At 42.8% G+C, this 26,904-nt stretch carries 29 protein-coding genes, 1 tRNA gene and 1 rRNA gene; 20 read left to right on the forward strand and 11 right to left on the reverse strand.

The window, feature by feature from the left end:
* Nucleotides 1–51 precede the first annotated feature (51 nt).
* Together rrf and L4C54_RS23485 are read left to right on the forward strand one after the other, a co-directional pair.
* Nucleotides 52–167 (forward strand): 5S ribosomal RNA (gene rrf, locus L4C54_RS23480).
* Nucleotides 168–235: 68 nt separating this feature from the next.
* Nucleotides 236–312 (forward strand) — tRNA-Asp (locus L4C54_RS23485).
* Between the two features lie 177 nt (nucleotides 313–489).
* Here the strand turns inward: L4C54_RS23485 and L4C54_RS23490 are convergent.
* Genes L4C54_RS23490 through hemC form a run of 5 tightly spaced genes read right to left on the reverse strand, consistent with a single transcriptional unit; the run spans nucleotide 490 to nucleotide 5,045 of the window.
* Nucleotides 490–897 (reverse strand): c-type cytochrome, encoded by a 408-nt coding sequence (locus L4C54_RS23490; protein WP_428810020.1) that lies wholly within the window; start codon nucleotides 895–897, stop codon nucleotides 490–492.
* 30 nt (nucleotides 898–927) lie between these two features.
* Complete coding sequence (locus L4C54_RS23495; protein WP_428810021.1) at nucleotides 928–2,109, reverse strand: heme biosynthesis protein HemY; 1,182 nt, start codon at nucleotides 2,107–2,109, stop codon at nucleotides 928–930.
* A complete protein-coding gene (locus L4C54_RS23500; RefSeq protein WP_428810022.1) occupies nucleotides 2,109–3,356 on the reverse strand; it encodes a uroporphyrinogen-III C-methyltransferase in 1,248 nt (415 codons plus the stop codon). The genes L4C54_RS23495 and L4C54_RS23500 overlap by 1 nt, the downstream gene beginning before the upstream one ends.
* 15 nt (nucleotides 3,357–3,371) lie before the next feature.
* Nucleotides 3,372–4,103, reverse strand: coding sequence for a uroporphyrinogen-III synthase (locus L4C54_RS23505; protein WP_428810023.1), 732 nt, complete (start codon nucleotides 4,101–4,103; stop codon nucleotides 3,372–3,374).
* Between the two features lie 3 nt (nucleotides 4,104–4,106).
* Nucleotides 4,107–5,045 (reverse strand): hydroxymethylbilane synthase, encoded by a 939-nt coding sequence (hemC, locus tag L4C54_RS23510; RefSeq protein WP_428810024.1) that lies wholly within the window; start codon nucleotides 5,043–5,045, stop codon nucleotides 4,107–4,109.
* A 346-nt stretch (nucleotides 5,046–5,391) separates the two neighbouring features.
* Between hemC and L4C54_RS23515 the strand changes: the two genes are divergently transcribed.
* Nucleotides 5,392–7,920 carry a class I adenylate cyclase gene (locus L4C54_RS23515; RefSeq protein WP_428810025.1) on the forward strand — a complete coding sequence of 843 codons (2,529 nt, stop codon included), beginning with the start codon at nucleotides 5,392–5,394 and terminating at the stop codon, nucleotides 7,918–7,920.
* Nucleotides 7,921–8,015: 95 nt separating this feature from the next.
* Here the strand turns inward: L4C54_RS23515 and cyaY are convergent, their stop codons facing one another.
* The gene (cyaY, locus tag L4C54_RS23520) at nucleotides 8,016–8,330 is read right to left on the reverse strand and encodes an iron donor protein CyaY (protein WP_428803993.1); all 315 of its coding nucleotides are present in this window, start codon (nucleotides 8,328–8,330) and stop codon (nucleotides 8,016–8,018) included.
* Between the two features lie 75 nt (nucleotides 8,331–8,405).
* On the opposite strand from cyaY, the gene lptM reads away from it, so the two are divergent.
* From lptM to yigB, 6 genes are read left to right on the forward strand one after another with little or no spacing between them, the layout of a single operon-like run.
* Nucleotides 8,406–8,522: an LPS translocon maturation chaperone LptM gene (gene lptM, locus L4C54_RS23525; protein WP_428803992.1), complete on the forward strand. Its 117-nt coding sequence runs from the start codon at nucleotides 8,406–8,408 to the stop codon at nucleotides 8,520–8,522.
* Between the two features lie 50 nt (nucleotides 8,523–8,572).
* Complete coding sequence (lysA, locus tag L4C54_RS23530; protein WP_428803991.1) at nucleotides 8,573–9,826, forward strand: diaminopimelate decarboxylase; 1,254 nt, start codon at nucleotides 8,573–8,575, stop codon at nucleotides 9,824–9,826.
* Between the two features lie 10 nt (nucleotides 9,827–9,836).
* Nucleotides 9,837–10,667 carry a diaminopimelate epimerase gene (gene dapF, locus L4C54_RS23535; protein ID WP_428810026.1) on the forward strand — a complete coding sequence of 277 codons (831 nt, stop codon included), beginning with the start codon at nucleotides 9,837–9,839 and terminating at the stop codon, nucleotides 10,665–10,667.
* A 44-nt stretch (nucleotides 10,668–10,711) separates the two neighbouring features.
* Nucleotides 10,712–11,419, forward strand: coding sequence for a DUF484 family protein (locus L4C54_RS23540; RefSeq protein ID WP_428810027.1), 708 nt, complete (start codon nucleotides 10,712–10,714; stop codon nucleotides 11,417–11,419).
* Nucleotides 11,388–12,320, forward strand: a complete 933-nt coding sequence (gene xerC, locus L4C54_RS23545) for a tyrosine recombinase XerC (RefSeq protein ID WP_428810028.1) — start codon at nucleotides 11,388–11,390, stop codon at nucleotides 12,318–12,320. Before L4C54_RS23540 ends, xerC begins: the two co-directional genes overlap by 32 nt.
* On the forward strand, nucleotides 12,321–13,034 hold the full coding sequence (gene yigB / locus L4C54_RS23550; protein WP_428810029.1) for a 5-amino-6-(5-phospho-D-ribitylamino)uracil phosphatase YigB: 714 nt from the start codon (nucleotides 12,321–12,323) through the stop codon (nucleotides 13,032–13,034).
* 13 nt (nucleotides 13,035–13,047) lie between these two features.
* Here the strand turns inward: yigB and L4C54_RS23555 are convergent, their stop codons facing one another.
* From L4C54_RS23555 to L4C54_RS23570, 4 genes are all read right to left on the reverse strand, one after another.
* Entirely contained in the window at nucleotides 13,048–13,716 is a 669-nt protein-coding gene (locus tag L4C54_RS23555) for a tRNA-uridine aminocarboxypropyltransferase (protein ID WP_428810030.1), read from the reverse strand.
* An 8-nt stretch (nucleotides 13,717–13,724) separates the two neighbouring features.
* Nucleotides 13,725–14,759, reverse strand: coding sequence for a COG3650 family protein (locus tag L4C54_RS23560; RefSeq protein ID WP_428810031.1), 1,035 nt, complete (start codon nucleotides 14,757–14,759; stop codon nucleotides 13,725–13,727).
* A 147-nt stretch (nucleotides 14,760–14,906) separates the two neighbouring features.
* Nucleotides 14,907–15,734 carry a Cof-type HAD-IIB family hydrolase gene (locus L4C54_RS23565; RefSeq protein WP_428803984.1) on the reverse strand — a complete coding sequence of 276 codons (828 nt, stop codon included), beginning with the start codon at nucleotides 15,732–15,734 and terminating at the stop codon, nucleotides 14,907–14,909.
* 180 nt (nucleotides 15,735–15,914) lie between these two features.
* Nucleotides 15,915–16,901 carry an alpha/beta fold hydrolase gene (locus L4C54_RS23570; protein WP_428810032.1) on the reverse strand — a complete coding sequence of 329 codons (987 nt, stop codon included), beginning with the start codon at nucleotides 16,899–16,901 and terminating at the stop codon, nucleotides 15,915–15,917.
* Nucleotides 16,902–16,978: 77 nt separating this feature from the next.
* Between L4C54_RS23570 and rhtB the strand changes: the two genes are divergently transcribed.
* The 7 genes from rhtB (at nucleotide 16,979) to L4C54_RS23605 (ending at nucleotide 23,400) form a co-directional block, all read left to right on the forward strand.
* Nucleotides 16,979–17,596 carry a homoserine/homoserine lactone efflux protein gene (gene rhtB / locus L4C54_RS23575; RefSeq protein WP_428810033.1) on the forward strand — a complete coding sequence of 206 codons (618 nt, stop codon included), beginning with the start codon at nucleotides 16,979–16,981 and terminating at the stop codon, nucleotides 17,594–17,596.
* A gap of 36 nt (nucleotides 17,597–17,632) precedes the next feature.
* Nucleotides 17,633–18,859: an EAL and HDOD domain-containing protein gene (locus L4C54_RS23580; RefSeq protein ID WP_428810034.1), complete on the forward strand. Its 1,227-nt coding sequence runs from the start codon at nucleotides 17,633–17,635 to the stop codon at nucleotides 18,857–18,859.
* Between the two features lie 194 nt (nucleotides 18,860–19,053).
* The gene (locus L4C54_RS23585) at nucleotides 19,054–19,389 is read left to right on the forward strand and encodes a metalloregulator ArsR/SmtB family transcription factor (protein WP_428803980.1); all 336 of its coding nucleotides are present in this window, start codon (nucleotides 19,054–19,056) and stop codon (nucleotides 19,387–19,389) included.
* A gap of 24 nt (nucleotides 19,390–19,413) precedes the next feature.
* Nucleotides 19,414–20,415, forward strand: coding sequence for an ArsJ-associated glyceraldehyde-3-phosphate dehydrogenase (locus L4C54_RS23590; RefSeq protein ID WP_428810035.1), 1,002 nt, complete (start codon nucleotides 19,414–19,416; stop codon nucleotides 20,413–20,415).
* Nucleotides 20,416–20,425: 10 nt separating this feature from the next.
* Complete coding sequence (locus L4C54_RS23595; protein WP_428810036.1) at nucleotides 20,426–20,917, forward strand: cyclin-dependent kinase inhibitor 3 family protein; 492 nt, start codon at nucleotides 20,426–20,428, stop codon at nucleotides 20,915–20,917.
* A gap of 150 nt (nucleotides 20,918–21,067) precedes the next feature.
* The gene (gene arsJ / locus L4C54_RS23600; protein ID WP_428810037.1) at nucleotides 21,068–22,285 is read left to right on the forward strand and encodes an organoarsenical effux MFS transporter ArsJ; all 1,218 of its coding nucleotides are present in this window, start codon (nucleotides 21,068–21,070) and stop codon (nucleotides 22,283–22,285) included.
* Between the two features lie 101 nt (nucleotides 22,286–22,386).
* A complete protein-coding gene (locus tag L4C54_RS23605; RefSeq protein WP_428810055.1) occupies nucleotides 22,387–23,400 on the forward strand; it encodes an acyltransferase in 1,014 nt (337 codons plus the stop codon).
* A gap of 25 nt (nucleotides 23,401–23,425) precedes the next feature.
* Here L4C54_RS23605 and L4C54_RS23610 read toward each other — a convergent pair whose 3' ends face one another.
* Nucleotides 23,426–23,752: a DUF2500 domain-containing protein gene (locus L4C54_RS23610; RefSeq protein WP_428810038.1), complete on the reverse strand. Its 327-nt coding sequence runs from the start codon at nucleotides 23,750–23,752 to the stop codon at nucleotides 23,426–23,428.
* 238 nt (nucleotides 23,753–23,990) lie between these two features.
* Between L4C54_RS23610 and L4C54_RS23615 the strand changes: the two genes are divergently transcribed.
* The 4 genes from L4C54_RS23615 (at nucleotide 23,991) to L4C54_RS23630 (ending at nucleotide 26,890) form a co-directional block, all read left to right on the forward strand.
* On the forward strand, nucleotides 23,991–24,356 hold the full coding sequence (locus L4C54_RS23615; protein ID WP_428810039.1) for a DUF4145 domain-containing protein: 366 nt from the start codon (nucleotides 23,991–23,993) through the stop codon (nucleotides 24,354–24,356).
* Nucleotides 24,357–25,284: 928 nt separating this feature from the next.
* Nucleotides 25,285–25,908, forward strand: a complete 624-nt coding sequence (locus L4C54_RS23620) for a lysoplasmalogenase (protein WP_428810056.1) — start codon at nucleotides 25,285–25,287, stop codon at nucleotides 25,906–25,908.
* Between the two features lie 47 nt (nucleotides 25,909–25,955).
* Nucleotides 25,956–26,192 carry a YecH family metal-binding protein gene (locus L4C54_RS23625; protein ID WP_428810040.1) on the forward strand — a complete coding sequence of 79 codons (237 nt, stop codon included), beginning with the start codon at nucleotides 25,956–25,958 and terminating at the stop codon, nucleotides 26,190–26,192.
* 104 nt (nucleotides 26,193–26,296) lie between these two features.
* Nucleotides 26,297–26,890: a YhgN family NAAT transporter gene (locus L4C54_RS23630; RefSeq protein ID WP_428803971.1), complete on the forward strand. Its 594-nt coding sequence runs from the start codon at nucleotides 26,297–26,299 to the stop codon at nucleotides 26,888–26,890.
* Nucleotides 26,891–26,904: the final 14 nt, after the last annotated feature.

Raw genomic sequence — 26,904 nt, forward strand, 5'->3', positions numbered from 1 at the left:
TTGAATGCGTGTTTGAACTTTTATAATCAGTTTTCCGAATTTTAGAATTTGCTTGGCGACCATAGCGTTGCGGACCCACCTGATTCCATGCCGAACTCAGAAGTGAAACGCAGTAGCGCCGATGGTAGTGTGGGGTTTCCCCATGTGAGAGTAGGACATCGCCAGGCTTTAAATATCGTTTTTAGGTCAAGACCTAAAAACAGATGGACACTTGCTTTTGCAAGTATGCCACTGCGGAGTGGTAGTTCAGTTGGTTAGAATACCGGCCTGTCACGCCGGGGGTCGCGGGTTCGAGTCCCGTCCACTCCGCCACTTATTAAGAAAGCCCGATTCGAAAGAGTCGGGCTTTTTTACGTCTGTAATAAAGTAATAAATAGAAGTTAGCGCCTAGAAATAGAAACTGAGTTTGCCTTTCGATAATTGGATATGTTGATGGACTCCAATTCACTCTGTTATTCACACGGAAAACCGAAAGAAAAAAGACCTAAGCTACTTGTTAATCTTTCTAATATACGAAAATATCTCTTTCACCTCCTCTTCTGATAGTACTGCCCCCCAAGCCGGCATACCCTCGTTCCCATTTAGCACCGTATCAATTAGCTCATTTTCAGTTTCAAACCAAGAGGTTAGCCCTGAGTAAATATTTGATGGGGCTTCAGCTAAACTACTGGCGGCTAATCCGCCACCATGACCTAGATCTCCATGGCAAGTAGCGCATAGGCTTTGATAGTTCTTTTCTCCATTAGATTCATTGGCTAATACGAAAGGAGTGGTGAAGATGATAGCTAGAGAGAGTATTAGAGTTTTCAAAGGTAGACCCGCATTGTTTAGTTTTATTAATAGTAAGCGGCTGTCCGTGGATTTTATGTGAAAAAATACCGACAACGTTGTCGGCATATTTATTCGTATTAAGGTGCTAGTAATAGGTTAGCTGTTGTTTACTAACATAAGAGCTTTCTTCGAGACTTCATGTGCTGCTTTCGACATGTCTTGTTTCTCGAGTGCGTCTGCAAGATAAGCATAATCTGAGACATTTGAGCGAATAGAGAGTGCAGTCTCTAAGTGAGTTTGTGCATCTTTCCAGTTACTTTCCCTTAGATAAAACTGAGCAAGTGCACTGTGCGCTGAAGCGTTTGTATTGTCTTTTTTGATTGTTGTTTTTAGTAACTGAATAGGTGGATGAGTATCCGTTAGGTTCATTTCAGGGAGCAACTCAAATAACTCAGGCGTAGTATGTTTCTTTAGAGATTCCTTTAGAACTATATACGCTTCGTTATCCGCTTTTCTGCCGATAAGTTGCTTTATAAAACAAGTGATTAAGTGACTATCTGTTTTGACTTTCTTAGGTAACTTATCCCAGTGAGTGATCAAGCCTTCACTGCCTTTTTGTACGGCAATTTCAGCTAAAAGACCACACTGTGCTTTTTGCAAAATAGCAGCTTGTTCTTCACTACCGATGAGTTTGGCTTTGATAAGTTTAGGAGAAAGCTCAATGAGCGGCTGCCAAAGCTTAAGCTCTAGATAAACGGTTTTAAGCAGATTCAATAGAATAGAATTATTAGGGTACTCATTTTTTAAGTTAGACAAGGTATCAAATGCTAACTCATACTCAGCCTCACGGACTTGTTGCTTGGCTTTAGTTAGCTCTACAGCTAGGTGAGCATTCTCTTGTTCACTTGCTTTTGTTAGGTAATGATCTCGCTTTTGTTTGTCACCCATACCTTGTGCCGCTTCTGAGGCCACGAGGTAACAGAGTAAAGGCATGTCATGATGGTTAGCCCATCGCATGACCTTTTTTTCTGCGACTTTTAAATCGCCTTCCAGAAGCTTAATGATGCCTTCATTTGTATATCGACGAGAACGTCTTAATTTTCTCACACTGAACCAATTCCAAGTTGTGGAACTGGTACGTAGTGCTTTTTTTATCAAAAACTCTAATAGGAACAGTGCCGCTAGAGTAGCAATGATGAAGATTACCAAGGTGGTAACGCTCATCTCGATGGTTTTGTTAGCCACCGAGATCAGCACATAGCCTTGTTGCCCTGCGAATTGAGTCCCTGCGAATAACCCTAGGCCAAGAACGACAAATAGGAATATAGAACGAAACATTACTTATCCTCCGTAACTAAGGTAGTCACTTCGCGACGTAATCTTTCAGTAATAACGTCTGAAAGGATATTTTGTGTTTGTAGTTTATCAGGGTAATCAACTTCGATACTTTGTTTACCAAGAAATGCCAGCGATGCATTGAACTCTTTTACTGTATTGTCATCGGCATTAAAGAAAGAAGTGGACCATTGATGTGCGGTCGTTAATGCGGTTGCATAGATCTCTTCTTGCTCTATATATGTCGCTTTAATTGCTGTCTCAATCTTAGCTTTAACGTTCTCTCTCAGATAAAAATCTTGCTGAGGGGAGAGTAAAGGTATGACATTGCCATCACGAGTTCGGTAAGTAATGAAATTCTCAGAGAAGTCTTTAATCGACGTCATTAAGTTCGTCTGCCAGTCGTATATGTCTTGCGAGACTACCGCTTTTTCTTGTGCTTGAGCTTCAGGAAGAATAGCGTTGGCTAGAGGCAGTGAGTTCACTTGTTGCTGTAAAGCAGTAAGTCGTAAAACCAACCCATCGCGGTCAATAATAGGCACCGATTTTAGGTGTGTGATGTCATTGGCCATTGCTTTGCGAAGTGGGACTAAGCTCGGATCATTTAGAGATGCGATGCGTTGGTCTGCGCTCTCCATCAACTTTGTTGCACTGACGACATCTTGTTCTAGAAATAGCTTACGGCCAGCAAGCTTAACGAGGTAATCTGCTTCAGCGAGTAACCAATCATTTGGACGACGGCCTTTCACATCAGCAATCGCAAGTTGAAGGCTTTCTATACTCTTTTGTTGTTGAGTAAGAACCACTTCACTGCGGTGGGATATTTGAGACGCTTGCTTAATAGTCTCTTTTTGGGCAGCTTCTAATCGACTAGTTAACTCTAATTGAGAGGAGGATATTTCAGCCTTTAATGATGCTATTTGCGCCAAGTGAGATTCATTCTGCTGCTGAATCTTGTAGGTTAGTGCTCCGCCAACTAATAGAGATAAAATGATCGCTGCAATGCTCAGCTTACGTGATTTCTTTGCGGGTGGTTGATCCGAGGTTTTGTTACTCGAGCCTTTTGTTGTGGGTTTTTCCTGTTTTTCTTTTTCTACTATGCTCTTTGGTGCCGCTTCTTTTTTTGTTTCAGGCGCCGCTGATTTATCTGATGCGATTATGGCGTCACTGGTGTTTGATATAGCATCTTCTGATGTTGGCTTCTGTTTTTTTTCAGGTTCAATATGCTCGTTATTTTTTTTACTTGTCATTGCTTATAGTCCTGTTTATTTAAGCTGGAGAGCAGTCACTAAATCATGGTTGGAAGCACTACCGGTATTCGTGACTGAGTTAAATCCTAATTTTTTCGCATCAAGTGCAATACGTTCACTTGGTACCAATAGGTGTAACTGAAAAAGCCAGTTTTTATAGCTTGGATTTACTTGAGAAGTGAAGAAGTTCAGTTGTCCAGAGCTAGTGATAACAAGGGTATCAACACCTTGTTGTTGCCATTGAGCAATTAGAATTTCAGATGAAAAGTGTAGATAATTTCTTTGGTAAACTTCTCTATATTCCACGTTGGCTAAACGTTTTAATAATGTGTCGTAAATGAGTTCGCGCCCACCATCACCCCGTAAAATTACGATGCGCTTGTTCTCAATTGACTGAAGCGGTTCTAGCGCTAATAAGTGCTCGCTATCTCCAACCTCTGGGTAGTGTACTTTTTGTTGGCACAGTTTGCTTAAAATCTGTGCTGTTTTTTGACCGACCGCAATATAGGTCGGATGAGTTGGCCAAGATTCTGAATTGTTCTGTAAGGCTTGGTGAGCGAAATTGACGGCATGTTGACTGACGGCAATGACAATATCGAAGCTATTGAGCTGATTGAGAAGGGTATCAAGGTCTGGATCAGGGGTAATCGAAATCAACGGATGGTGGAGAGCTTTTATCCCCACCTCCGATAGCTGTTGGCAAAGCTGAAGCCCTTGTGATTCAGGGCGAGTTACCAATACTGCCATAGATTATTCGTGCTCAGCGTACAACTTAGAGAGAATCTCTTTTGCACCATCATCAAGCAGTTGATTAGCGAGGGTTACGCCAAGTTGCTCTGCTTGTGCTCTTGGCCCGCGAATCTCACCACGTACCATTTTAGAACCATCTGGCTCACCGACTAAAGCTCTTAACCAGATATCGTCACCGTCTAAAAGAGAGTAACTACCAATAGGGACTTGGCAACCGCCTTCTAGTGTTAAGTTCATTGCACGTTCACAGAGGACTCGGTCTTTAGTGTCAGCGTGGTTTAACGGTTCAAGTAACTTGATTAGACGGTCATCGTCAAGACGGCATTCGATGCCGACAGCGCCTTGTCCAACGGCTGGAAGAGACTGCTCTGGTTCAATAAAACTACGAATACGTCCCTCAAGTTTTAAACGTTTTAGGCCGGCAGCTGCAAGCACAATTGCATCGTAGTCACCCGCATCAAGTTTGCCTAAACGAGTTCCAACGTTGCCGCGTAGCTCTTTGATGATCAGATCTGGGCGTGCTTCTAGTAGCTGGCATTGACGGCGAAGGCTACAAGTACCAACAATTGCACCTTGTGGAAGTTCTTCTATAGATTGATATTTATGAGAAACAAAGGCATCGCGTGGGTCTTCACGCTCACAGATAGTGACTAAGCCTAAGCCTTCAGGAAAATCAACAGGAACATCTTTCATTGAGTGAACCGCTAAATCAGCACGTCCTTCAAGCATCGCAACTTCAAGCTCTTTAACGAAGAGGCCTTTACCGCCTACTTTTGCTAAAGGTGTATCAAGGATGATGTCTCCTTTAGTCACCATCGTTACTAGCTCAACTTCAAGATCTGGGTGTGCATTTTGAAGGGCATCTCTGACAAAATAAGCTTGCCATAGAGCGAGTGGGCTTTTACGAGTGGCGATACGGATAGGTGCGTTCTGAGTCATGAATATCTCAATTGATTGACATTTTGTCTTCATCCTACCATTCCAATAGTGAAATTCTTACTACTAGATCGCGTGGTTTTCATATTGATGAACGGTTAGCAGAAATAGCTCAAAATTGTGTGAGCTACATCTCGTTTATAATATGAGCTATTATTAGAAATGCGAGTTAACTACGACACTATGTAAAAAATAAATGCTGAAGATGATGGTGAAGTGCTTTCTTGCGTGAGCGCGGTTCAATTCTTTACCAAATCGAATAAAAGTGTTAGATTGATCACGTTTTGGCATTGTGTTTTGCTCGAAAGATGAACGAAATACAAAATTATAATTCAATCAAGGAATTACCTTGCAGGCTTATACACAGACTTTAATCCAACGATTAGATCGCTTAAACCAGCAACGCATTGAGCGTGCGCTGGCGCTAATGGATCTACAAGGTCAACGTGTATTCAATCTCATCCCACTGCTTTTTCATTTTAATCATCCCATTATTCCTGGTTATAAGGATTGCAATATTCCTTATGGCATCAGTGGCTTTGAAGCGACAGCGACTCAAAGAACTTATATAGAAGACACGGAAAAAACGGTCAATCAAACGTTAAAAACGTCTGACTCACCAGCTATCCTTGGTTTGTATACCATGGGAAGTACTTCTTCTATCGGTCAGAGCACGTCAAGTGATTTGGATATTTGGGTTTGTGTCTCTCCAGAGATGAATAGAGAAGATAGAGAAAACCTAACCAGTAAATGTTTAGGGATTACTGAGTGGGCTAAAACGCAAGGTATTGAAGCCAATTTCTTCTTGATGGATGAGACTCGCTTTAAAAGTAATTATTCTGAAGAGATGACCGGTGACAACTGTGGCTCATCTCAACACCTGCTACTTCTTGATGAATTCTATCGCTCAGCTGTTCGACTTTCGGGTCAGCGCCTATTGTGGCAAATCGTTCCTCCAGAGATGGAAGAGTGCTATGACGATTACGTCAAAGACCTCTGTAGTAAAGGCGATATTGACTGCAATGAATGGATCGACTTTGGCAAGCTTAACCGAATCCCTGCCGAAGAGTACTTTGGTTCGAACCTCTGGCAATTATATAAAAGTATCGATTCTCCGTATAAATCGGTATTAAAAGCGATACTGCTTGAAGCTTATTCGTGGGAATACCCAAATACGCAGTTATTAAGCCTTGATACTAAGCGTCGCTTCTTCGCACATGAACCTGATTTGTATGGAATGGATGCGTACTATCTCATGTTAGAGAAGGTAACGCGCTATCTTGAGCGTATCGGTGATGAAGCACGCTTGGATTTAGTTCGACGTTGTTTCTATCTGAAAACTCATGAGAAGCTTTCTCGTGACCCGGGTGCAGGCTCTGTCGCGTGGCGACGTGAAGCTCTGACGGACATGACAACAAAGTGGAATTGGGGTTCGTCGGTTATTTCTGAACTTGACGATCGCCGTCATTGGAAAGTCGAGCAAGTAAAAGTGGTGCATCATGCACTGCTTGATGCCTTAATGCAGAGCTACCGAAACCTGATTCAATTTGCCCGTAAAAATGATATTACCTCTGCGATTAGCCCTCAAGACATCAGTATTTTGGCACGTAAACTGTACGCTGCATTTGAGGTGCTTCCGGGCAAGGTGACTCTGCTTAACCCGCAGATCTCTCCTGATTTGCATGAATCTGATTTAACCTTTATTGAAGTACAAGATAACCGATCTAATCTACCCGGTTGGTATTTGTATAAACAGCCGCTGATCCCTCATCGTATTATCGGTCAGCCTAGCCTTGAGCATCACGAGTATCTTAGTAAGCTTGTTGCTTGGGCGTTCTTTAACGGCATGATTACAGAATCGACTCGTTTACATTCCGTTGTTCGTAAAGCTCAGCTCGATATTGATAAGTTTTATCAAATGGTGAGTGATTTACGTAATACCTTCTCACTGCGTAAGCGTCGCCCCAGCATGCAAGCGCTGGCTAGTCCGTGTGAAATTAGCCAATTGGCGATGTTTATTAATTTTGAATGTGACCCTACTGCTGAGATCAATACCAAAACAACTCGTGTTGACATGAAAGATGTCGATATCTTTAGTTTTGGTGAAAAGCAACGTAGCTTGGTTGGCAGTGTAGATTTGGTTTATCGTAACTCTTGGCATGAAGTGCGTACGTTGCACTTTCAAGGTGAAACCGCGATCTTGGATGCGTTGAAAACCGTATTGGGCAAGATGCACCAAGATGCGATTCCACCAGAGTCTGTTGATGTTTTCTGTTACGCGAAAAACTTCCGTGGTGCGATTCGAAATACGGTCTATCAGCTACTCGCAGAGTGTATCGATTTACGTTTGAAACCGATTGAACAAGAGAAGCGTCGTCGATTTAAAGCGATGCGCATTGGCCAGCAGATGTACGGCCTGTTTTTTGAGCGTCGTGGCGTGTCGGTTCAAAAGCTTGAAAACTCGATTGATTTTTATCGGAGTATTTCGACCAATAAGTTAAATGGCTCGCCTCTGTTGATGCTCGACAAAGAGCAGGATCGTCAACTACCTGAAATCATCGACGCCTTTGCGAGTGAGGGTTTGGTGCAGTTTTTCTTTGAAGATACTGACAAAGGGTTCAATATTTACGTACTCGATGAAAGTAATCTAAGTGAAGTTTATCACCAGTTCAGCGGTGAAAAAGACGAAATGATTGCGAGTGTAAATACTTTCTATACGTCAGCGCAGGATGAAAACCTACTGCCTGCAAAACAGATTAACTTTAATCTTCCTCAGTATTATCAAATTGTTCACCCTGAAGAAGGTGAAAGTTATGTCGTACCTTATCGTAACGACAACACAACCTATTCCAAGCCATCGCGAGCAGTGAATGCATAGCTAGTTGCGATGTACAGAAAGTTACGTAATAAAAAAAGAGTACCCTTAAAGGTACTCTTTTTTGTTTGAATCACGAGTTATTGAATCTCAGTGACTTATGGCCACTCAATTGTTTCATCAGCGTGTTTTTCACATTCTTGCTTCACCATAGAGAAAAACTCTTGGCCAGTTTTAGAACAAATCCACTGATCTTCAATTTGTTTAAAATGAAATCCGCCAGATTTAGACGCTAGCCATATCTCATGCATTGGCTCTTGTCGGTTCACAATGATCTGACTTCTATCATCAAACTCAAGGGTTAGTACGTTTCCAGAGCTCTCAAAATCAATATCTGCACCTGACTCATCAATCGCATCTTCAATGCGTTGCATCTGTAAATCGACCTCTTGATGAAATTCCGTATCGTTCATCTCTTCTATCCTATTGCTTTTCTTGATTGTGGTGCGATTATAGGGGGCATTGAATCAATAATCACGAGATGCAAAATGAAAAAATCGATCGTAGCACTATTTATGCTCTCTATTTTTACACTTGCAGGCTGTGGGCAGACGGGCGGACTTTACATGCCAGAAGATGCCGCACAAAATGAACAAGCTCAATAAACAACGAAGTTCTATAAAAAGATCAGTCAAAATTTAGTAAGGAAAACACTTTGGATTATTTCAACTACCAGGATGATGGCCAGTTATGGGCTGAAGATACCCCGTTAACGAGTCTAGTTGAGCAATATGGCTCACCTTTGTACGTTTACTCTCGAGCAACGCTTGAGCGCCATTGGAACGCATTTGATAAATCCGTTGGTGAGCACCCTCATCTTGTCTGTTATGCCGTGAAAGCCAATTCTAACTTAGGTGTACTGAACGCACTTGCGCGTATTGGTTCAGGGTTTGATATCGTATCTGGTGGTGAACTAGAGCGTGTTATTGCGGCAGGTGGTGATCCAAAGAAAGTTGTTTTCTCCGGTGTTGGTAAAACTGAAGCTGAAATGAAGCGTGCATTAGAGCTTGAGATCAAATGCTTTAACGTTGAATCTGAACCAGAACTTGAACGGCTTAACAAAGTCGCGAAGTCATTGAATGTCATTGCGCCAATCTCTCTGCGTATCAATCCTGATGTTGATGCGAAGACACACCCTTACATCTCAACGGGTCTTCGTGACAATAAGTTTGGTATCGCATTTGATAGAGCACCTGCAGTCTACAAATTTGCTCAAAGCCTCGAGAATCTAAACATACAAGGTATTGATTGCCACATTGGCTCTCAATTGACGGACTTAGCCCCGTTTATCGATGCGACAGATCGTTTGCTTGCTTTGATTGACCAATTAAAAGCCGATGGCATTAACATTGTGCATTTGGATGTTGGTGGTGGTTTAGGGGTTGTATACCGTGATGAACAGCCACCGCAGCCATCTGATTACGCGAAAGCACTACTGTCTCGTTTATCAAATCACCCTGAGATTGAGCTTATCTTTGAACCTGGTCGTGCCATTGCTGCCAATGCAGGTATCTTGCTGACTAAGGTAGAGTTCTTAAAGCACACTGAATATAAAAACTTTGCCATCATTGATGCGGCAATGAACGATTTGATGCGCCCAGCACTTTATCAAGCGTGGCAAGATATCGTTCCTGTTGTGCCTAAAAAAGGCGAAGCGCAAACCTACGATATTGTTGGACCTATTTGTGAAACAGGCGATTGTCTAGGTAAAGATCGTAGTTTGGTGTTGGCGGAAGGTGATTTACTTGCGATACGTTCAGCCGGTGCTTATGGTTTTGTTATGTCGTCGAACTACAACACCCGAGCTCGCGTCGCTGAAGTTATGGTAGATGGCGATAAAACACACTTAGTTCGCGAACGTGAAGAGCTATCTAGCCTATGGGCTCTTGAAAACATCTTACCGGAGTAACGGCAGCACTATGCATTTCCATTTTTCTAAAATGCACGGATTGGGTAATGACTTTATGGTCGTTGACTGCATTACCCAAAACATCTTTTTCTCACCAGATCTGATTCGCCGTTTAGCAAATCGTCATACTGGTGTGGGTTTTGATCAGCTGTTAGTGGTTGAAGCTCCCTATGATCCGGAAACTGATTTTCACTATCGCATTTTTAATGCTGACGGTAGTGAAGTCGAGCAGTGTGGTAACGGTGCACGCTGCTTTGCTCGTTTCGTTAGAATGAAGGGACTCACCAATAAATTTACCGTTAGTGTGAGCACTAAAAAAGGCAAAATGGTCCTGAGCCTTGAAGAAGATGATCAGGTAACTGTCGATATGGGCGAACCTGTGTTTGAACCGAGTAAGATCCCGTTCAAAGCGAAGCAGACTGAAAAAACCTATATTTTGCGTACAGATGAACACACCCTGTTCTGTGGTGCGGTCAGCATGGGTAATCCTCATGTTGTTACTGTGGTTGATGATGTGGACAACACTGATGTCGATACATTAGGACCACTGCTTGAATCGCATGAACGTTTCCCTGAGCGTGTTAACGCAGGCTTTATGCAAGTGGTTAGCCGTGAGGAAGTTCGTTTACGTGTCTATGAACGTGGCGCAGGTGAGACCAATGCATGTGGTAGTGGTGCGTGTGGCGCTGTTGCGATTGGAATCGTACAAGGCCTTCTTGATAGCTCTGTAACGGTGCATTTACCCGGTGGTGATCTTCATATTGAATGGCAAGGCCCTGGCCATCCTCTTTATATGACTGGCCCAGCAACGCATGTCTTTGATGGTCAGCTATCTTGTTAGTTTAATTTGCCGTTCAGAAATAAAATGATAATTAAGGATTAATTTTGTCTCATATTGAAGCGGGTGCCTTAACCGCTGAAGTGGTTGCCGAGTATCTTCAAGACAACCCAGATTTCTTTTTACAGCGACGCCCATTGGTCGATCGTTTGTCATTGCCACACCAAGAGCAAGGCGCGGTATCACTGGTCCATATTCAGCTCAATAGACAGCGTTCACGTATTGAAGAGCTCGAAGAAGAGATCACCACGCTCATGTCGCTTGCAGCAAAAAATGATCGCACGTTTCATGAGTTTATGGACTTGCAAGAGCAAGTCTTAAAGTGTGAAGATCTGAATAGTGTATTTATTGCAATCGAAGAGAAAGCAAAGTCACTGTCACTGTTGGCTCATATTCGTCTAGTGGACGCTCAAAAATCTAAATATGCAGCGAAGCAAGAGAGTATCCAACGGTTTGCTGTTAATCACCTAAATGGTAAAGATGCTTATCTAGGACGTTTACGCAAAGCCGATCGACTTGAATTACTCGGGGAAGAGACTCACGCTCCTGAGCTAGGATCTTATGTTGTACTTCCATTGATTAAAGAGAACACATTAGGGGTACTGGCATTTTCTAGTGATGATGGCGGTCATTTCCAACCTCATCTTGATACACTTTTCTTGCGTCACTTAGCATTAGTGGTATCCCACTTAACCAACACTCTTCCTTGGCAAGCAATCGATAATGACCGAGTCTACAGCAGCACTTCCTCATAGTTTACAACGGCCCTTAGAACGCTTTTATGAATTTCTTAGAAGCGAAAAAGGGCTGAGCCTACATACTCAACGAAATTACAAACAGCAGTTAGAAACTATGGCCCATCACTTAGTCTCGATGGGTCAAGATGAGTGGCAGCAAGTGGATGCCGCTTGGGTAAGGCAGCTTGCCAGTAAAGGTATGCGTGATGGTATGAAAGCCAGTAGCATAGCGACTAGGCTCTCTTGTTTAAGAAGTTTCTTCGATTTCTTAATCCTAAGAGGCGAACTTAGCGCAAATCCCGCGAAAGGTGTGTCTGCTCCACGTAAGCAAAGGCCATTGCCAAAAAATCTTGATGTCGATGAAGTGGGGCAGTTGCTTGAAGTTGAAAGTGGCGATGATCCTCTTTCAATCCGTGACCGCGCGATGATGGAAGTTATGTATGGGGCAGGACTTCGTTTGGCTGAATTGGTTGGTATTAACCTCAAAGATGTTCGTGCCAGTGCGGGTGAAATCCGAGTCATTGGTAAAGGTGACAAAGAGCGAAAAGTTCCTTTTTCAGGCGAAGCGAAAGAGTGGGTCGCTAAGTGGCTGAGAGTTCGCACTGATATGGCGAATAGCGGTGAACAAGCTCTGTTTGTTTCTAAGCAAGGCGTCAGAATTTCTCATCGAAATGTTCAAAAGCGTATGGCGGAATGGGGACAAAAGCAGGGGGTAGCGAGTCATATTAGTCCGCATAAACTGCGTCACTCGTTTGCTACGCACGTATTGGAATCCAGTAATAATCTTAGGGCTGTTCAAGAGCTGCTTGGGCATGAAAACATCTCGACGACTCAGATTTATACTCATTTGGATTTTCAACACCTTGCTCAAGCTTATGATGAAGCCCACCCAAGAGCGAAGAAAAAGGACAGCAAATAGATGCGTTTTTACCGTAGTATGTCGCCGATTAAAGCGATGACATTTGACCTTGATGATACCTTGTATGATAACCGTCCGATCATTCGACGTGTTGAACAGCAAATTACGAACTGGCTGCATCAGCATCATCCTGTCAGTGCAACGCGATCACTTGGGTGGTGGCAACAGCTAAAAAAAGAGGTTGTGATTGCAGAGCCGCTACTCAAGCACGATGTAACGCAATGGCGATTCGAGCAAGTTTTTCAAGGGCTTTTCCAACTAGGCTACGATAAACAGCAGGCTCAACAGGCTGCACAAGCGACGATTGAAGAAGTGCTGGTATTACGGAGTCAGTTTGAAGTGCCTGAAGAGTCTCATCGAGTCTTGAGAGTACTCAGTCAGCGTTACCCATTAGTCGCCATCACAAATGGCAACGTGGATGTGAATAAGATTGGATTGAGCCAATACTTCTCACTGGTATTGAAAGCGGGTCCTGACGGATTGGCAAAACCAGAAGCGGATCTATTTGTTCAAGCGGCAGAGTTTCTAAGTCTACAGCCAAAAGACATCCTACATGTGGGCGATCACTTAGTGACGGACGTTTTGGGTGCCAAACGAAATGGGTTTCAGGCGTGTTGGTTTAATGATCAAGAAGCCGATCTCATTCATCATAAACACAGTAAGACGCTACCCGATGTGGAAATAAACCGGTTGGACTCACTGCTTCAGTTTTAATCGGCTCATCGACTCACAATTTGGCTTGGTATTGATGACCACATTTGTCGGCATGGAAGACTTTCATATAATATTGAAAGAATTCCATGAGCTTTTGCGAAGATATATTCTCTTCTACTGAATTCAATAGTTCAGCCCCAACCTCGAGGGTGCATAAATGCCCCTTGGCTTGATTTCGTCTAAGCTGATAGCTTGAGTTAGAACTTGGTGAAAGGTGGACATGTTGGCAACCTTCTAGCCAAGGAATCTTCTTCGCCATTTTCTTTGCTTCTTGCCATGTGCCATCGAGAATAATGAATAACGGTACTTTTTCTATCGATTCAATTTCTTTTCCAGCCGTATACCTCTTCTCTGTATCTTTTTGCTCAGTATTTTTCGATGCAATAGTTTCTATTGCTTGAGAAACAGCAATACTCTGTTCGCTAGGGAACAAAATGAGCGGCTCAAGGTGAGGCTGCTTAATAAGGTCAACGAGTGATTGAGTAGGCGCAGTTCGTTGCCAAATGTGTTGAGAGCAGTGCGTTAAACTGGCTTGTAACCATTGCCCACTATTGGTTTCTCGAGTGAGTTCGTTCTCATGCATCAGCAGTGCAATATGAATCGAAGAGTCAATGCGAGGAATTAAATCACAGACACAGTGAAGTGATAGATGGCAGTCTGGACAATTGATTGAGCTAGACATCTTGGCTATTACTCGTTAGTAGCGCTGTTGGTGGAAAAAAGAGTCAGTCCACCATTGGCAATAGGGTAGAGAACATTGCCAACTTTCTCTTGGCTTGCATTTAATTGCTGGCCATCGCGAGTGAAGATTCGCTCTGAACGTAGGAACTGTCTTTGATGGTGAGTCATTACCACTTGTACCTGATTTGAGTTCAGTTGCTGCCAATAGCCTTTCTCGATGATGGCGGGTTCGCCATTGTTATAATCATAGCGAGTCGTGGCGGTGTGGTCGTTGAATAATTCCATCTTAACGGTGAAGTTAGTACCTTGAGTTGAGGCGGCCTGATAAGAGCCTGTCCAGCCTAACGTTGCATCCTGATTAGAGAGTGTGGCGCAGCCTTTATACTGTTTATCATCAATACTCATCGTGGCTTTCCAGCCGTATAAGCTGTCACTCATGGTGTCATTGCACAGTTTCTCTTCAAGCAAAAGGTGGCCATTATCAAGTTGATATTCACGCGATTTAGTGGAAATGTTGCTCTGTTTTATCGTCAACGGTTGAGCATCACTCCCCATTTTTTGAAAGACAAACTTGTCCCCTTCGAACGTGCCAGACCAATTTGGCTCCATACCAAATACTCGTGTCGGCTTGAATGGAAGATCACATCGATTTGGATTTTCAGCGGTGAGTAAGTTTATTTGGTCAACCACAAATCGGGCTTCGAAATCAGTATCAAATCCGTGCTGGGTTGGAGTAACCAAATGGCCAATCACTTCAGCATATAATGGTTGATAGGGGCCTCTCACTAGTTGAGTTGCAGCGGGGCGTTGTGTTGAATCTAGTGCTAGCCACAGCTGTTTGTTACTGCCGCATGGAGTAATACTGCTAACCTCATGACCAATCACAACCTCACCACGAAGAACAAACGTCTGTGGTTGGATTGTCTCTGGTTTGTCGAGAGTAGCATTAACCGATTCTACAGATTGTGTTGATGTGGTGCTGGTGGAGCAAGCTTGAAGAGCTAAGAGTGAGATGAGTAAAGTAGAACGTCCAAATACCTTCATGAGACAGTGACCTTTAAGGATATCAATGGCTGCATTATGGCATAGCGAAGGTAAAAAATAGAAGTGTGATAATAAGGGCAGTGAGGTACTGCCCTAAAGTAGTTCAATTAACGAATGCCTTGTATTACTAAGACAGGTCAATCCATTTTAAATTAGATGCTCTTTCAAATAATGCGCAACAGCATCATCAGCGTTACTACCGATCACTGTGTTATTAGGAAGTGCTTTCATTACTTTATGGTGAGAGGTGCTCATGACTAATCCAAGACCTGCCATACTTAGCATTTCAACATCATTCATGCCATCACCAAAGGCGATACAGTTATCGAGTTTAAGGTTAATTGACTGAGCAACTACATCCAGAGCTTCACCCTTAGAAACTTCTGCTGCCATCACTTCTAAGCACCAAGGTGTTGAAAAGGCGATATTGGTTTCGTTACCAAATAGCTCATTGAGCTTGTCTTCAAATTGCACTAAGTAGTCGTGGTCATGATCTGGGTGGGTAAAGAATATTTTGGCAATGCCGTCAACCGGAGCGTTATCGACATCAAAGACCTTATAGGTAAAGCCGGACTCATCATGGAAGTTCTTAAGGATCTTATCTTCCTTATTAAGCAGCCACTCATCGTTTTGATAAAGATGAATCATGATATCTGGATCTTGTTTAATCACATCAATCACAGGTTGAACTAAGTGTTCAGGTACATTTTTACTGTACATCAATTGATCGTTTTGATCGTGAACACGAGCACCATTTGAAGTTACCATGTACGCTGGAATGCCCACTTGCTCACGGATCCCTGCTACATCAACGTGATGACGGCCCGTTGCGAATACAAATGTTAATCCCTTCTCGTGCAACTCTTTTAAGGTACGTTTGGTGAAATCACTGAGTTTGTGGTTTGGCGCAAGTAAGGTGCCATCAAGATCAGAAGCAACGATTTGAAACTGTGAGTAGTTGTCAGCGGTGGTCATAGTACCCTCATAATGCTGGAAGTGGGTCGAGTGGTCGTTTTATATGCTTAGTTTACGTCAAAAATGAGGAAAAAAAGAGGGTAACTTGAATCTCCCCTTTTTCCTCATTTAGCTTAATGAAGCTGCTGATATTTAGCTGAACGGTTCAATGATGATGTTCATTAATAATGATATTGTTAGCTAGTATTGAGAGAAAAAGCTAAGCGTACAATCGAGAGCATCGTTTCGATAGGTATCTTGTTCAAATAGCAGTTCATGCTTCGAACCATGAACAATCTTAAGCGCGCATTGTGAGTTGGTTTTAGCGAGCTTTTTTATGAAGCGAACTTGGTCTTTGTTATCTACGATGGAGTCTTCACTGGCCTGCATGACCAACAGCGGAATTTCAATGCGCCTTGTTTGTTGAATACACTGTTTTGTCGCAACCAAACCTTGCCAAACCCAACGATGGCTTGGCCCACCGAGTTTTAGTTGGGATTTACTTTCATACAAATCTCGAAACCAGTGGTAGCGTGGCTTACTTTGGGTCAGTTGGTTAATCTCAAACGGTTTTGCAAAGTAGCTTTGTTGGCCTGGTGCGTACTGTGGTAAAGCTGTGACCATGCTCATTACTTGAGTCACAGGGATAGCAACCGTACGTAGTAGCCTTGGCATCGCTATTCCAAACATGGGAGCGCTTAAGGCTGCGGCATCAAAATAATGTTCTGGATTGGTTTGCAAGTAGCGAGTAGCAATTGCTCCACCCATCGAGTGAGCAAGCAAATAGCGTTTCTCATAATGCTCTAGAGAGAATGAGTCTAGCACCTGCTGCATATCTGTTAGATAGTCATCAAACTCATCAACATAGCCCAATTCCGGGTCATCCGTTAAACGCTCTGACATTCCCTGACCTCGATGATCAAAGGAGTAAATATCATAGCCCTGATAGAAAAGGTCATGGAACAGCTCTTGATACTTCCAAGCAGACTCAATTCGACCATTAACGACAACAATTGCTTTGGTGTGTTTAGGGTCGGTTATCTTACACCAGTAAAGCTGGCGCTTATCTCGGGAGGTTAGATACCCTTCCGATCTAAATTGCCAAAGTTGTGAGATATTGGAATTGATAGCTTGCTCAAACGATGACTCTTGAGTATAAGATGAGTTATTCGAGCTCGATTGATTCATAGCATCCTAGTTAATATTTACGTATTACTGAGGTGTAAATTATGTGGGGCTAAGTTCATTTAGTCGAGGAAAATTACATGGATATGCATATTTGGTTGGCGTACGTGGTTACCGCCATTGTATTTAGTTTAGCTCCAGGTTCTGGTACGGTGAACTCAATCAGCAACGGTTTGAACTATGGCACTAAAAAATCATTGTCTGCAATTGCTGGCCTTCAGCTTGGCTTAGCTTTTCATATTATGCTGGTGGGCGCTGGTATTGGTGCTTTAGTTGCTCAATCTGCCTTGGCATTTAGCATCATTAAATGGGTTGGAGTCGTTTATCTAATTTGGTTGGGTATTCAAAAGTGGCGCGATCAAACAAGCTTAGAAGCGAATGCTGATGGTGCAGAGTTGTCTAATTTGGTACTAATGCGTAACGCGGTATTAATTAACTTAACCAACCCGAAATCGATCGTCTTCTTGGTGGCACTGTTTCCTCAATTTCTAGATCCGAGTAAAGACCAATTTACTCAATTGCTGGTATTGGGCGTAACAACCGTCGTTATTGATAGTATTGTCATGCTTGGATATACCTCCCTTGCGGCAAAAATGGGTCGATTCATTCGTTCTGAAAGCGTGATGGGGAAGGTTAATCGCGTCTTTGGTTCGATGTTTATGGGATGTGGTGCACTGTTAGCGACTTCAAAAATATGATGAAATGCATCATTCGCTCATAGATACAGAATTACTATGAATAATATTTACGTTGCTCGTCAGCCTATCTTAAATGCTAAGCGGCAGACATTAGGCTATGAGTTGTTGTTTCGTGACGGGGAAAATAATGCCTTTCCTGCACATATTGACTCAAACCGAGCAACGTATCGTTTAATCGTAGAGAATTTTTTATCTATTGGAACGAACCCCTCTATCGATCGTTCACGCTGCTTTATTAATTTCCCTTATCAAAGTCTCATTAATGGTCTACCTAATATCTTGCCTAAAGATAAGGTGGTTATTGAGGTGCTTGAAACTTGTGAACCGACTGAATCGTTACTTGTTGCCATTAAAGAGCTCTATCAGCAAGGCTATATTATTGCCCTTGATGACTTTGTGTATCAGCCCCAGTGGCGTCGCTTTTTACCTTATGTCCAAATTGTAAAGATAGACATCATGGCGATGGGGTTGGCGAAAGCGTGCTTAATGGTGAAAGAGCTTAGAGCCAGTAATAACCGTTTGAAGTTTTTGGCTGAACGGGTTGAGACAGCAGACGAGTTCTCCGCAACGCGATCGGCTGGATTTACTCTTTTTCAAGGTTACTTCTTCAGTAAACCAGAGATCATCAAACAACGTTATATCAGCCCAGATCAAGTCATTGCGATGGAGCTATTTAACGAGGTTTGTAAGCCAAATGTAGACTTCGATAGAGTAGAGCGAATCATCGCCAAAGATGCGAAGCTTTCTTATAAATTGCTCAAGTTTGTCAATACGATGTCGGACCGATTAACTGTACCGATCACAACCTTTCGTCAAGCGCTTCTCTATCTTGGCCAGGATAAGCTCAAGTCTTTTGTTTCATTAACCGTTGCTTCATTTGTCTCTCGCAATAAACCACAAGAGCTGTCCAAGCTATCGCTTCAGCGTGCTCAGTTTTGCTTTCTGATGTCACGATATCCAATGTTCTCGCCTTATCGCGATCAAGCCTTTTTAATCGGTCTATTTTCGATGCTTGATGCCTTGTTAGATTTATCCCTTGATGACCTAATGGAGCAACTGCCACTCTGTGATGGTGTTAAAGGAATACTGCTTGAGCGAAGTGGTCCGTTTGGCTCACTGTTGTTGATGGAAGAGTGTTTTGAAAATGCCGATTGGCAAGGTTTGCAATCCTTTTGCCATGCTCTAGAGCTGAATGTTGAAGAGGTGATCAATGCATTATCTTCAGCACAGAAGTGGAGCCAGCAAGTGAATCAAGTCAAGTAAGCTATTGGCATATAAACTCTAGTCATGTAGCTACGAGTCATCATCAACGAAGACCTACAGTCGAATTCCTACCTTCCATTCCGAAAACGCTACTACCTGTTATATGAACTTTTTATTGCAGTGCTAATGCACCTATTGACATCAAACAGACTAAAATTAATATATATGGATATGCGTATATGTGAGATTTAAGAATGTTACCACACCAGTTTTTCAAAATGCTTTCTGATGAAACGCGCATGCGATGCCTTCTATTGATCGCAAGAGAAGGGCGGTTATGTGTTTGTGAGCTTACCGGTGCCTTAGAAGAGAGCCAGCCTAAAATATCACGCCATCTTGCACAGCTTCGTCAATCTGGCGTGTTGGTGGATGAACGTGAAGGCCAGTGGGTTTACTACCAGGTTTCGAGCACGCTTCCAGGCTGGCTACGCAAGGTGATAGCGGGCTTAAAAGAGTCCAATTGCCTACAAGAACAATATCAATTAGATGTGCAGCGTTTACAGGAAATGGCTGCGCGTCCTTGCACTTAATTTTATGAATAAGAGAACGAGATAATGACAGTTAAAGTAGGAATTAATGGTTTTGGCCGCATTGGCCGCTTGGCTCTTCGCGCGGCATTTGATTGGCCAGAACTAGAGTTTGTGCTTATTAATGATGTTGCGGGTGACACCAAAACTCTTGCACATTTACTTGAGTTTGATTCGGTTCAAGGCCGTTGGAATCACGAAGCGACGAGTGAAGGTGATGAGATCATCGTTGATGGTCAACGCATCAAGACAACCCAAGAGCGTGACATCAATGCCGTCGATTGGTCTGGCTGTGATGTTGTGATTGAAGCAACAGGCGTTCACCGTAAAACATCGATTTTGAATCAATACCTAGAGCAGGGCGTGAACCGTGTTGTGGTTAGCGCACCAGTGAAAGAAGAAGGTATTGCTAATATTGTCGTTGGTGTGAACGATGCGATCTTTGATGCAGATAAGCACCGCATTGTTACTGCTGCATCTTGCACAACCAACTGTATTGCACCTGTCGTTAAGGTTATTAATGAAAAGCTTGGCATTGAACAATCTTCATTTACCACAATTCATGACTTAACTAATACTCAGACCATTTTGGATGCACCGCATAAAGATCTTCGTCGTGCGCGTGCTTGTGGTATGAGCCTTATCCCAACATCAACGGGTTCTGCGACAGCAATTGTAGAAATTTTCCCTGAGCTGAAAGACAGAATCAACGGTCATGCGGTACGTGTACCATTAGCGAATGCTTCGTTGACCGACATTGTTTTTGATGTGAAGCGTGATACGACTGCTGAAGAAGTGAATGCCATGCTTAAAGAAGCATCGGAAGGTGAACTGAAGGGAGTTCTTGGATTTGAAGATCGCCCGTTGGTATCGATTGATTACCGTGGTGACCAGCGTTCAACGATTGTCGATGCCCTTTCAACTATGGTTGTTGGTACGCGCATGGTGAAAATTTATGCTTGGTACGATAACGAGATGGGCTACGCAACGCGTACGGCTGAGCTTGTTCGTACTGTTGGCTTGGCTTAAGGAGAACGTTATGACACATCCAACATGGGAACTGGCCGTTGAAGAAGGTGCTTTAGTATTAACGCCTTGTCCGGGCACGAAAGGAACGGATCTTCTTGCGTCTCTTGATCAGCTTAAAGCGCAAGGCGTAAAAGCGATTGTGACTGCGATTAATGCGCAAGAGATGGCGTCAAAAGGCGTTGAAGCGCTCGGTGAGCAAACCAAACAGCTTGGTATGGAATGGCATCATATTGTCATTGAAGATGACCAAGCTCCAGATAACGCTTTTGCTCAGCAGTGGGCTAATGCATCGCCACAGTTGCAGGAAATTATCGCGGAAGGTGGCAAGGTTGCGCTTCACTGTATGGGGGGATCTGGTCGAACGGGCCTGTTTGCTGCGCATTTATTGTTAGAGCGACAGTGGCCACTAGAGAAGATTATCACCGACGTTCAAGCACTGCGTCCTGGTGCTTTTACCAAGGCTATCCAAATCGAATACATCACTGCGATTGCTGCTCGGTAGTGATTGGTAGACAGTAATGGTTAGTAAGCTTTTGCCATGAGTAAATAGTAAAAACCAAGAGGTTTGTATTGGTTAAAGAGCTTTTGGGACATGATGATCCAAAGCTCTTTTTGATGGAATAGATTGTTGTCTGTAATTTTGAGAATCCATATGTTTTCAAATTTAAGTAAAAGTGTTCGCCAATATATGTTGGTGACATTCAACTACTGGAACTTCACCATCACAGATGGTGCGCTTCGTATGCTAGTGGTTCTGTATTTCTACGATCTTGGCTACAGTTCGTTAGAGATCGCCTCGTTATTCCTTTTTTACGAATTCTTTGGCGTGGTGACCAACCTTATTGGTGGATGGCTTGGTGCTCGGCTTGGTTTGAATAAGACCATGAACATAGGGTTAGGGTTGCAAGTGCTCGCTTTGAGTATGCTTGCAGTGCCAAGTGCGATGTTAACGATTCCTTGGGTGATGGCCGCACAAGCTTTGTCTGGTATTGCGAAAGACCTCAATAAGATGAGTGCTAAAAGCTCCATAAAAACCTTGGTACCTGATGAACAGCAAGGTGCATTGTATAAATGGATCGCTATTCTGACGGGATCTAAGAACGCTCTTAAAGGTGCAGGCTTCTTTATCGGCGGTTTATTGCTTTCAACCGTTGGTTTCCAACATGCCGTACTTGCGATGGCAGCGGTACTAACGCTGGTATTCATTGGCAGTGTCGTTAGTTTAGAAGCGGATATGGGCAAAGCGAAAAACAAACCCAAATTCAACCAAATATTCTCTAAATCAGAATCAATCAATATCCTCTCTGCTGCGCGTATGTTCTTGTTTGGCGCTCGTGATGTGTGGTTTGTTATTGCGTTGCCTATTTACCTCGGCAGTGTGTTTGGGTGGGATCATTCATGGGTGGGAGGATTTCTAGCGACTTGGACGATTGCTTATGGTTTTGTACAAGGAATCGCACCTAAGATAACGGGTAAGGCACAAGGAAAAGTTCCTGATGGACACGCGGCTCTGGTGTGGGCAAGCGCACTAGCGATTGTGACTGGCTGTATTGCTTATGCGGTACAAATTGGTTGGCAGCCTGAGTTGGTTATTATCGGTGGCTTGATGGTGTTTGGTGCCATATTTGCGGTTAACTCCTCTCTGCATTCGTATCTCATAGTGAGCTATGCAAAAGGTGATGGAGTTTCGTTGGATGTGGGGTTCTATTACATGGCCAATGCGATGGGGCGTCTCATTGGTACTATCCTGTCGGGTTGGGTATTTCAAATGGCAGGCCTTGCAGCGTGTTTATGGGTCTCCTTTGCTTTCCTAGCATTAACATCCTTAATTTCGATAAAGCTACCAAAGTTACAATCAGTCAACGCTTGAATTGAATGCAATTAATTAACCAAAAGCTGACGAGTGTGTTACATCGTCAGCATTTTTGTTGCTATATTCAGTCTGTTACCGATACGAATGAGGATAGTGGCTTGAGAGAACGCGTTCAGTTTTTTGATTTATTACGCTGCGTAGCGGCAGTGGCTGTGATCGCAATTCATGTGCTAGCACCGTATCGACATGAGCTTGGTGTTATTCCATTTGATCAATGGGTTACAGCGGTGAGTGTCAATGGCGTATCTCGCTGGGCTGTTCCTGTTTTTATTTTGATTACTGGTGCGTTGATGCTGAGCGATCAGCGTCCGTTTGATGCTAAATATTATGTTAAGCGTCGTTTGGGCAAAGTGCTGCTTCCCTTTATTGCATGGTCTCTGTTTTATGCGTATCTATCAGGTTGGACATTAGCGGGTTATGACGGTGATGTGACTAAAGAGGTTCTATCGGAAAGCTTAACTCACTCGACTTATTATCATTTAGGCTTCTTTTACTACTTTATTCCTCTTTATTTTGTAATTCCTTTGCTACAGATATTTGTTCGTCGAACCACTGATGAGGCCGTGTATGCGTTGGTGGCTGTTTGGCTGCTAACTTCTGTATTGTATCTATTTAAGGTTGATGGCCCTTGGAGCAATCAACTCTGGCTATATGCAGGTTACCTTCCACTTGGGTATGTCTTGTTTAAGAAGGTCCCGCTCAATAAAAGCAGTGTCGGAATCTTTACCGCTCTTGGTATTGCAGCGCTGCTGGCTACGGTGTTATCTGTGGTGAGTTTAAGCATCGAAGCGGAAGAGTACACCGTTGCTCGATGGCTCTCTTACAAGACCCTAAATGTGATACTCGCAGCGAGCATGATATTTATGTTATGTCGTTATTTTGGAGAGGGGTTATCTGCTCGAACCTCGAAAGTGGTTGGATTGATTAGTCAAAATAGTTTGGGTATCTATATTCTTCATCCAATATTTCTATGGCCGATGAAGGAGTTTGGTTGGTATCAGGGACATCCTGCTTGGGTTATCCCTGTTTGGATCGTCATCAGTGGTGCGGGAGCCTTGTGTTTGAGTTGGCTGTTTTCACGTTCTGCTAAGACAAGCTGGTTACTGCCTTAGCATGTGAAGTTGTCTCCCTAGGCTATTAGCGTTTCATAGCGAAATGAAGGAATTTATCACCTTGGTAGGTAAGTTTTCCTTTATCTCCAGGGTTTAGTGCATGGTAGTAATGAACACCAATTTGAAATTCGCGCTTAGGCCCTAAGTGCCCACGTTGGACATAAATCCAAAACTCGTCCTCTTCCCCTGGCTCTGCGTCAGGGACTTGGATGACTTGTTTATCTAAAATAGTCACGTTGACCGACTGTTCAGGTGCGTTTTCTCCCTGCATATGCCTTCGGTAAAAACCGAGAAAGACCCAAGCTGCAACTAATGCTAGTAGGGTAATTGCAATAAAAAGTAAAACAGGCATGACGCTCTCCATAGTATCGACACGCTATTGTAGCTCTGAGAGTAATGGAGTTAGCAATTAGAGATCATGATTCGTGAGCCATGTATGAATCTAATCATTAATTTGGTTAGATAATCATATTTTCAATGAGTTATAGATCTAGGTTTATCGTTTAATTTTCTAAAAAACTCGAAAAAGTGATCCGTATATAGAAGAATACAAGTGTGCCTGTCTACAATAATAGTGATGGAGGAACGTGATGTCGGATATTGAAAAAGTTGTTTTACGAACTCGTAAACTCGAGACATTGCTTCGAGGGCAATATCATGCGGAAGGGAAAGGCCTACATCAGTTAATTACTAGCTGTGAAGAGCGTTTACCTCATGACGTGATTGGAAAGCTAAGATACATAGCGACAATTCGTAATAAAATCGTTCATGAAGACAAGTATGAACTCGAAGATCGTAAAGCGTTCTTGTCTACATGTGATGAATGTGAACAGGAACTAACACCAAGAAGTAGTCGCTTTATCTGGAGAGTGGCTATTACATTGATGGCACTCATTACTCTGGTAGCACTGGGGTTTTACTATGTGCATTGGGATGAACTATCTAAACATTTATAAGAAATATTAATTAGTTAGCACGGTGTGTGGCTGAAATTTATCGAACTATATTACAAATAAACAAAAGGGACGCATTTGCGTCCCTTTTGTTTATTTGTAAGTTTAGTAATACATCATAGGTAGTATCATTAAGCCTGTTACTACGGCGATCATTACAAGTCCTTGTTTTTGTGAAGAAGTAATCATAACTCTGCTCCTATATGTCGATGTTAGTTACTATGCTTATTAGAATAGCACCACTTTAGTGGTTTGATCAAGTTCAACTTGATCAAACTTGCAAAAACCTAACTTTACTGAGGTGGAATTGACGAAAAATGGAAGGAAAGTCGTTGTGTTTCTTGCTGCTTCTATTTTGAACTGATTGTTTTATTATTTGTCGTTTTTATTTTAACTTCATGATTTTAAGTAATAAAAAATGGTCATGTTTTTGTTCGGTAATGTTAAGTTATTTATTACACGGTCTTGGTGATCAAACGGGAAGGTAGCTGTGTTAATTCTTGTTTATTATTTTTATTGAGCGAAGATTATTGGACATTCACTTGTAACATTTGATGAAAATGCTGAGCGAGTTGTTATTTTCACTACTATATTGACCTTGATAGTGACAGCGGAAAGCAAGTGCTGAAATTTGCATTTTTAGTTGGTAAGTTATTGTATTTTAGGTTGGTTTGTTTTCTTGGATTAATGTGTTCTTTTTTGATGATGGTGACTTCCGTAACGATAGCTGCATGACATCTTGAATTTATGACCACCTTGGCCGATATACGACGGTTATACCTAATTTCTTAACTGCTTTGTTTAAGTCCTTCCTAAACTCATATGAAGAGGTTTAAAAGGAATTACTATCGAGATCCAAGTTTTGTCATACACCTCTAGACATCACTTATTACAAGCATAAACTGGCGGCGTAATGAATAGAGGTATTGGTATGTGGAGTTGGATGTCTGTCGCCCTGGCAGGCTTTGTTAGTATTTCAGCAAATGAAAGCAGTAAAAACACTCAAGCTATGGCATTTCGAGCCGTGAGCTTCGCATTTTTATTGGTCATCTTGTATCAACAAAATAGTGAATTATCATCAGTCCAGCTATGGGTAGCACTCGGACTAGGTGTGTCGATGATTGCCGATACATTGTATTTGTTAAAAAGAAACCACAGACTTTGCTTTAGCTGCTTTTTGATTGCTCAGGTCTGCCTTAGTAAATCCTTTTGGGTTCAGCTGTCTGGTGGTGTTGAGTGGTGGTTACCTGCTTTTTTATTAGCAAGTGGTGTTGTGGCTTTTTTCCTACTGCTCCCACAAATAGATAGGCTTATTTTTCCTGTCACGATCATGGGGTTAGTCTTAGTCCAATTAGCTTGGGCTGCTGGTGCGGTCTGGTTGCTACAGTCTTCACTATTAAGCTTAATCGGCTTTATCGGTACCTTGGTACTGATTCTATCGGCTGTACTACTCGCCATCCATGATTACCGACGTCCAATTGTTGGTGGCCGCTATGTGGTGTCCGGAGCCTATTTGTTGGCTTATTCACTGATCACGGCTTCAGCTGTTGTATAATATTAGGCTGAGATACAACACAATTATCAAGTAAAGAGAATACAAAAATGTCGACTGAAATCCATGCACATGCCGTACTTAACCTGCTACGTGAACAAGCCATGACGGAAGAAGCACTACGGGAAGCAATTAAGAAACAGTATGGAGAAGACGTTAAGTTTCGGACTTGCAGTAAAGATGGCTTTGATCTTGAATCGTTACTGGCTTTCTTTAAGCAAAGAGAGAAAGTTTGGGTTAAAGATGGTGTTTGGAGTCTTAATGCTGAACGAGTGTGTAGCCACTAATTTATAGAGTTGGCAATAGGCCGATATCTAGATAGGTAAGCAGGTTTCTTAAAGGCGTTGAAATCGTTATACTGCGCCAACTATTTTTAAGAGACCTGTTTGCTATGGAAATCCTATCTGCTGCGACCATGCTATTCCTCATCATGGATCCCCTTGGCAATCTTCCTATTGTTCTTTCAATACTCAAACACTTAGATCCTAAGCGTAGAAAAAAAGTACTATTTAGAGAGCTACTATTTGCTCTTGGAATACTGCTGCTGTTCCTCTTTGCTGGTCAAAGCATCATGAACTTCTTACACGTCGAACCGGAAACGCTGAGTATTTCTGGCGGCATTATCTTGTTTATTATCGCTATTAAAATGATCTTCCCTAGTGCAGGAAGCATTACTGGCCTTGCGGCGGGTGAGGAACCTTTCATCGTGCCGATGGCAATTCCGATGATAGCTGGCCCTTCTGTTATTGCTGCGTTATTACTTCTCTCTAGTCAGCACCCTGACAATATGTTGGAGCTTTCCGCGGCTGTGATGCTGGCATGGGGCGCGACGTTCTTCATACTCATGTTCTCAGGCTTCTTCCATCGCATTTTGGGCGAGAGAGGCTTGAAAGCGATAGAGAGATTAATGGGACTACTGTTGGTAATGATTTCGACGCAGATGTTCCTGAACGGTGTTAAAGGCTATATGAGTGTGGCGAGTTAATCCTTCATTGCTCT

It is taken from the genome of Vibrio lamellibrachiae, assembly GCF_050337265.1.
In the GTDB taxonomy this organism is placed as follows: domain Bacteria; phylum Pseudomonadota; class Gammaproteobacteria; order Enterobacterales; family Vibrionaceae; genus Vibrio; species Vibrio kyushuensis.

Bases quoted from the DNA above. Each gene is read 5' to 3' on its own strand.
- L4C54_RS23490 (WP_428810020.1), bottom strand. From the start codon at position 897: ATGCCGACAACGTTGTCGGTATTTTTTCACATAAAATCCACGGACAGC.
- L4C54_RS23495 (WP_428810021.1), bottom strand. From the start codon at position 2,109: ATGTTTCGTTCTATATTCCTATTTGTCGTTCTTGGCCTAGGGTTATTC.
- L4C54_RS23500 (WP_428810022.1), bottom strand. From the start codon at position 3,356: ATGACAAGTAAAAAAAATAACGAGCATATTGAACCTGAAAAAAAACAG.
- L4C54_RS23505 (WP_428810023.1), bottom strand. From the start codon at position 4,103: ATGGCAGTATTGGTAACTCGCCCTGAATCACAAGGGCTTCAGCTTTGC.
- hemC (WP_428810024.1), bottom strand. From the start codon at position 5,045: ATGACTCAGAACGCACCTATCCGTATCGCCACTCGTAAAAGCCCACTC.
- cyaY (WP_428803993.1), bottom strand. From the start codon at position 8,330: ATGAACGATACGGAATTTCATCAAGAGGTCGATTTACAGATGCAACGC.
- lptM (WP_428803992.1), top strand. From the start codon at position 8,406: ATGAAAAAATCGATCGTAGCACTATTTATGCTCTCTATTTTTACACTT.
- dapF (WP_428810026.1), top strand. From the start codon at position 9,837: ATGCATTTCCATTTTTCTAAAATGCACGGATTGGGTAATGACTTTATG.
- xerC (WP_428810028.1), top strand. From the start codon at position 11,388: ATGACCGAGTCTACAGCAGCACTTCCTCATAGTTTACAACGGCCCTTA.
- yigB (WP_428810029.1), top strand. From the start codon at position 12,321: ATGCGTTTTTACCGTAGTATGTCGCCGATTAAAGCGATGACATTTGAC.
- L4C54_RS23555 (WP_428810030.1), bottom strand. From the start codon at position 13,716: ATGTCTAGCTCAATCAATTGTCCAGACTGCCATCTATCACTTCACTGT.
- L4C54_RS23560 (WP_428810031.1), bottom strand. From the start codon at position 14,759: ATGAAGGTATTTGGACGTTCTACTTTACTCATCTCACTCTTAGCTCTT.
- L4C54_RS23565 (WP_428803984.1), bottom strand. From the start codon at position 15,734: ATGACCACCGCTGACAACTACTCACAGTTTCAAATCGTTGCTTCTGAT.
- L4C54_RS23570 (WP_428810032.1), bottom strand. From the start codon at position 16,901: ATGAATCAATCGAGCTCGAATAACTCATCTTATACTCAAGAGTCATCG.
- rhtB (WP_428810033.1), top strand. From the start codon at position 16,979: ATGGATATGCATATTTGGTTGGCGTACGTGGTTACCGCCATTGTATTT.
- L4C54_RS23580 (WP_428810034.1), top strand. From the start codon at position 17,633: ATGAATAATATTTACGTTGCTCGTCAGCCTATCTTAAATGCTAAGCGG.
- L4C54_RS23585 (WP_428803980.1), top strand. From the start codon at position 19,054: ATGTTACCACACCAGTTTTTCAAAATGCTTTCTGATGAAACGCGCATG.
- L4C54_RS23590 (WP_428810035.1), top strand. From the start codon at position 19,414: ATGACAGTTAAAGTAGGAATTAATGGTTTTGGCCGCATTGGCCGCTTG.
- L4C54_RS23595 (WP_428810036.1), top strand. From the start codon at position 20,426: ATGACACATCCAACATGGGAACTGGCCGTTGAAGAAGGTGCTTTAGTA.
- arsJ (WP_428810037.1), top strand. From the start codon at position 21,068: ATGTTTTCAAATTTAAGTAAAAGTGTTCGCCAATATATGTTGGTGACA.
- L4C54_RS23610 (WP_428810038.1), bottom strand. From the start codon at position 23,752: ATGCCTGTTTTACTTTTTATTGCAATTACCCTACTAGCATTAGTTGCA.
- L4C54_RS23615 (WP_428810039.1), top strand. From the start codon at position 23,991: ATGTCGGATATTGAAAAAGTTGTTTTACGAACTCGTAAACTCGAGACA.
- L4C54_RS23620 (WP_428810056.1), top strand. From the start codon at position 25,285: ATGTGGAGTTGGATGTCTGTCGCCCTGGCAGGCTTTGTTAGTATTTCA.
- L4C54_RS23625 (WP_428810040.1), top strand. From the start codon at position 25,956: ATGTCGACTGAAATCCATGCACATGCCGTACTTAACCTGCTACGTGAA.
- L4C54_RS23630 (WP_428803971.1), top strand. From the start codon at position 26,297: ATGGAAATCCTATCTGCTGCGACCATGCTATTCCTCATCATGGATCCC.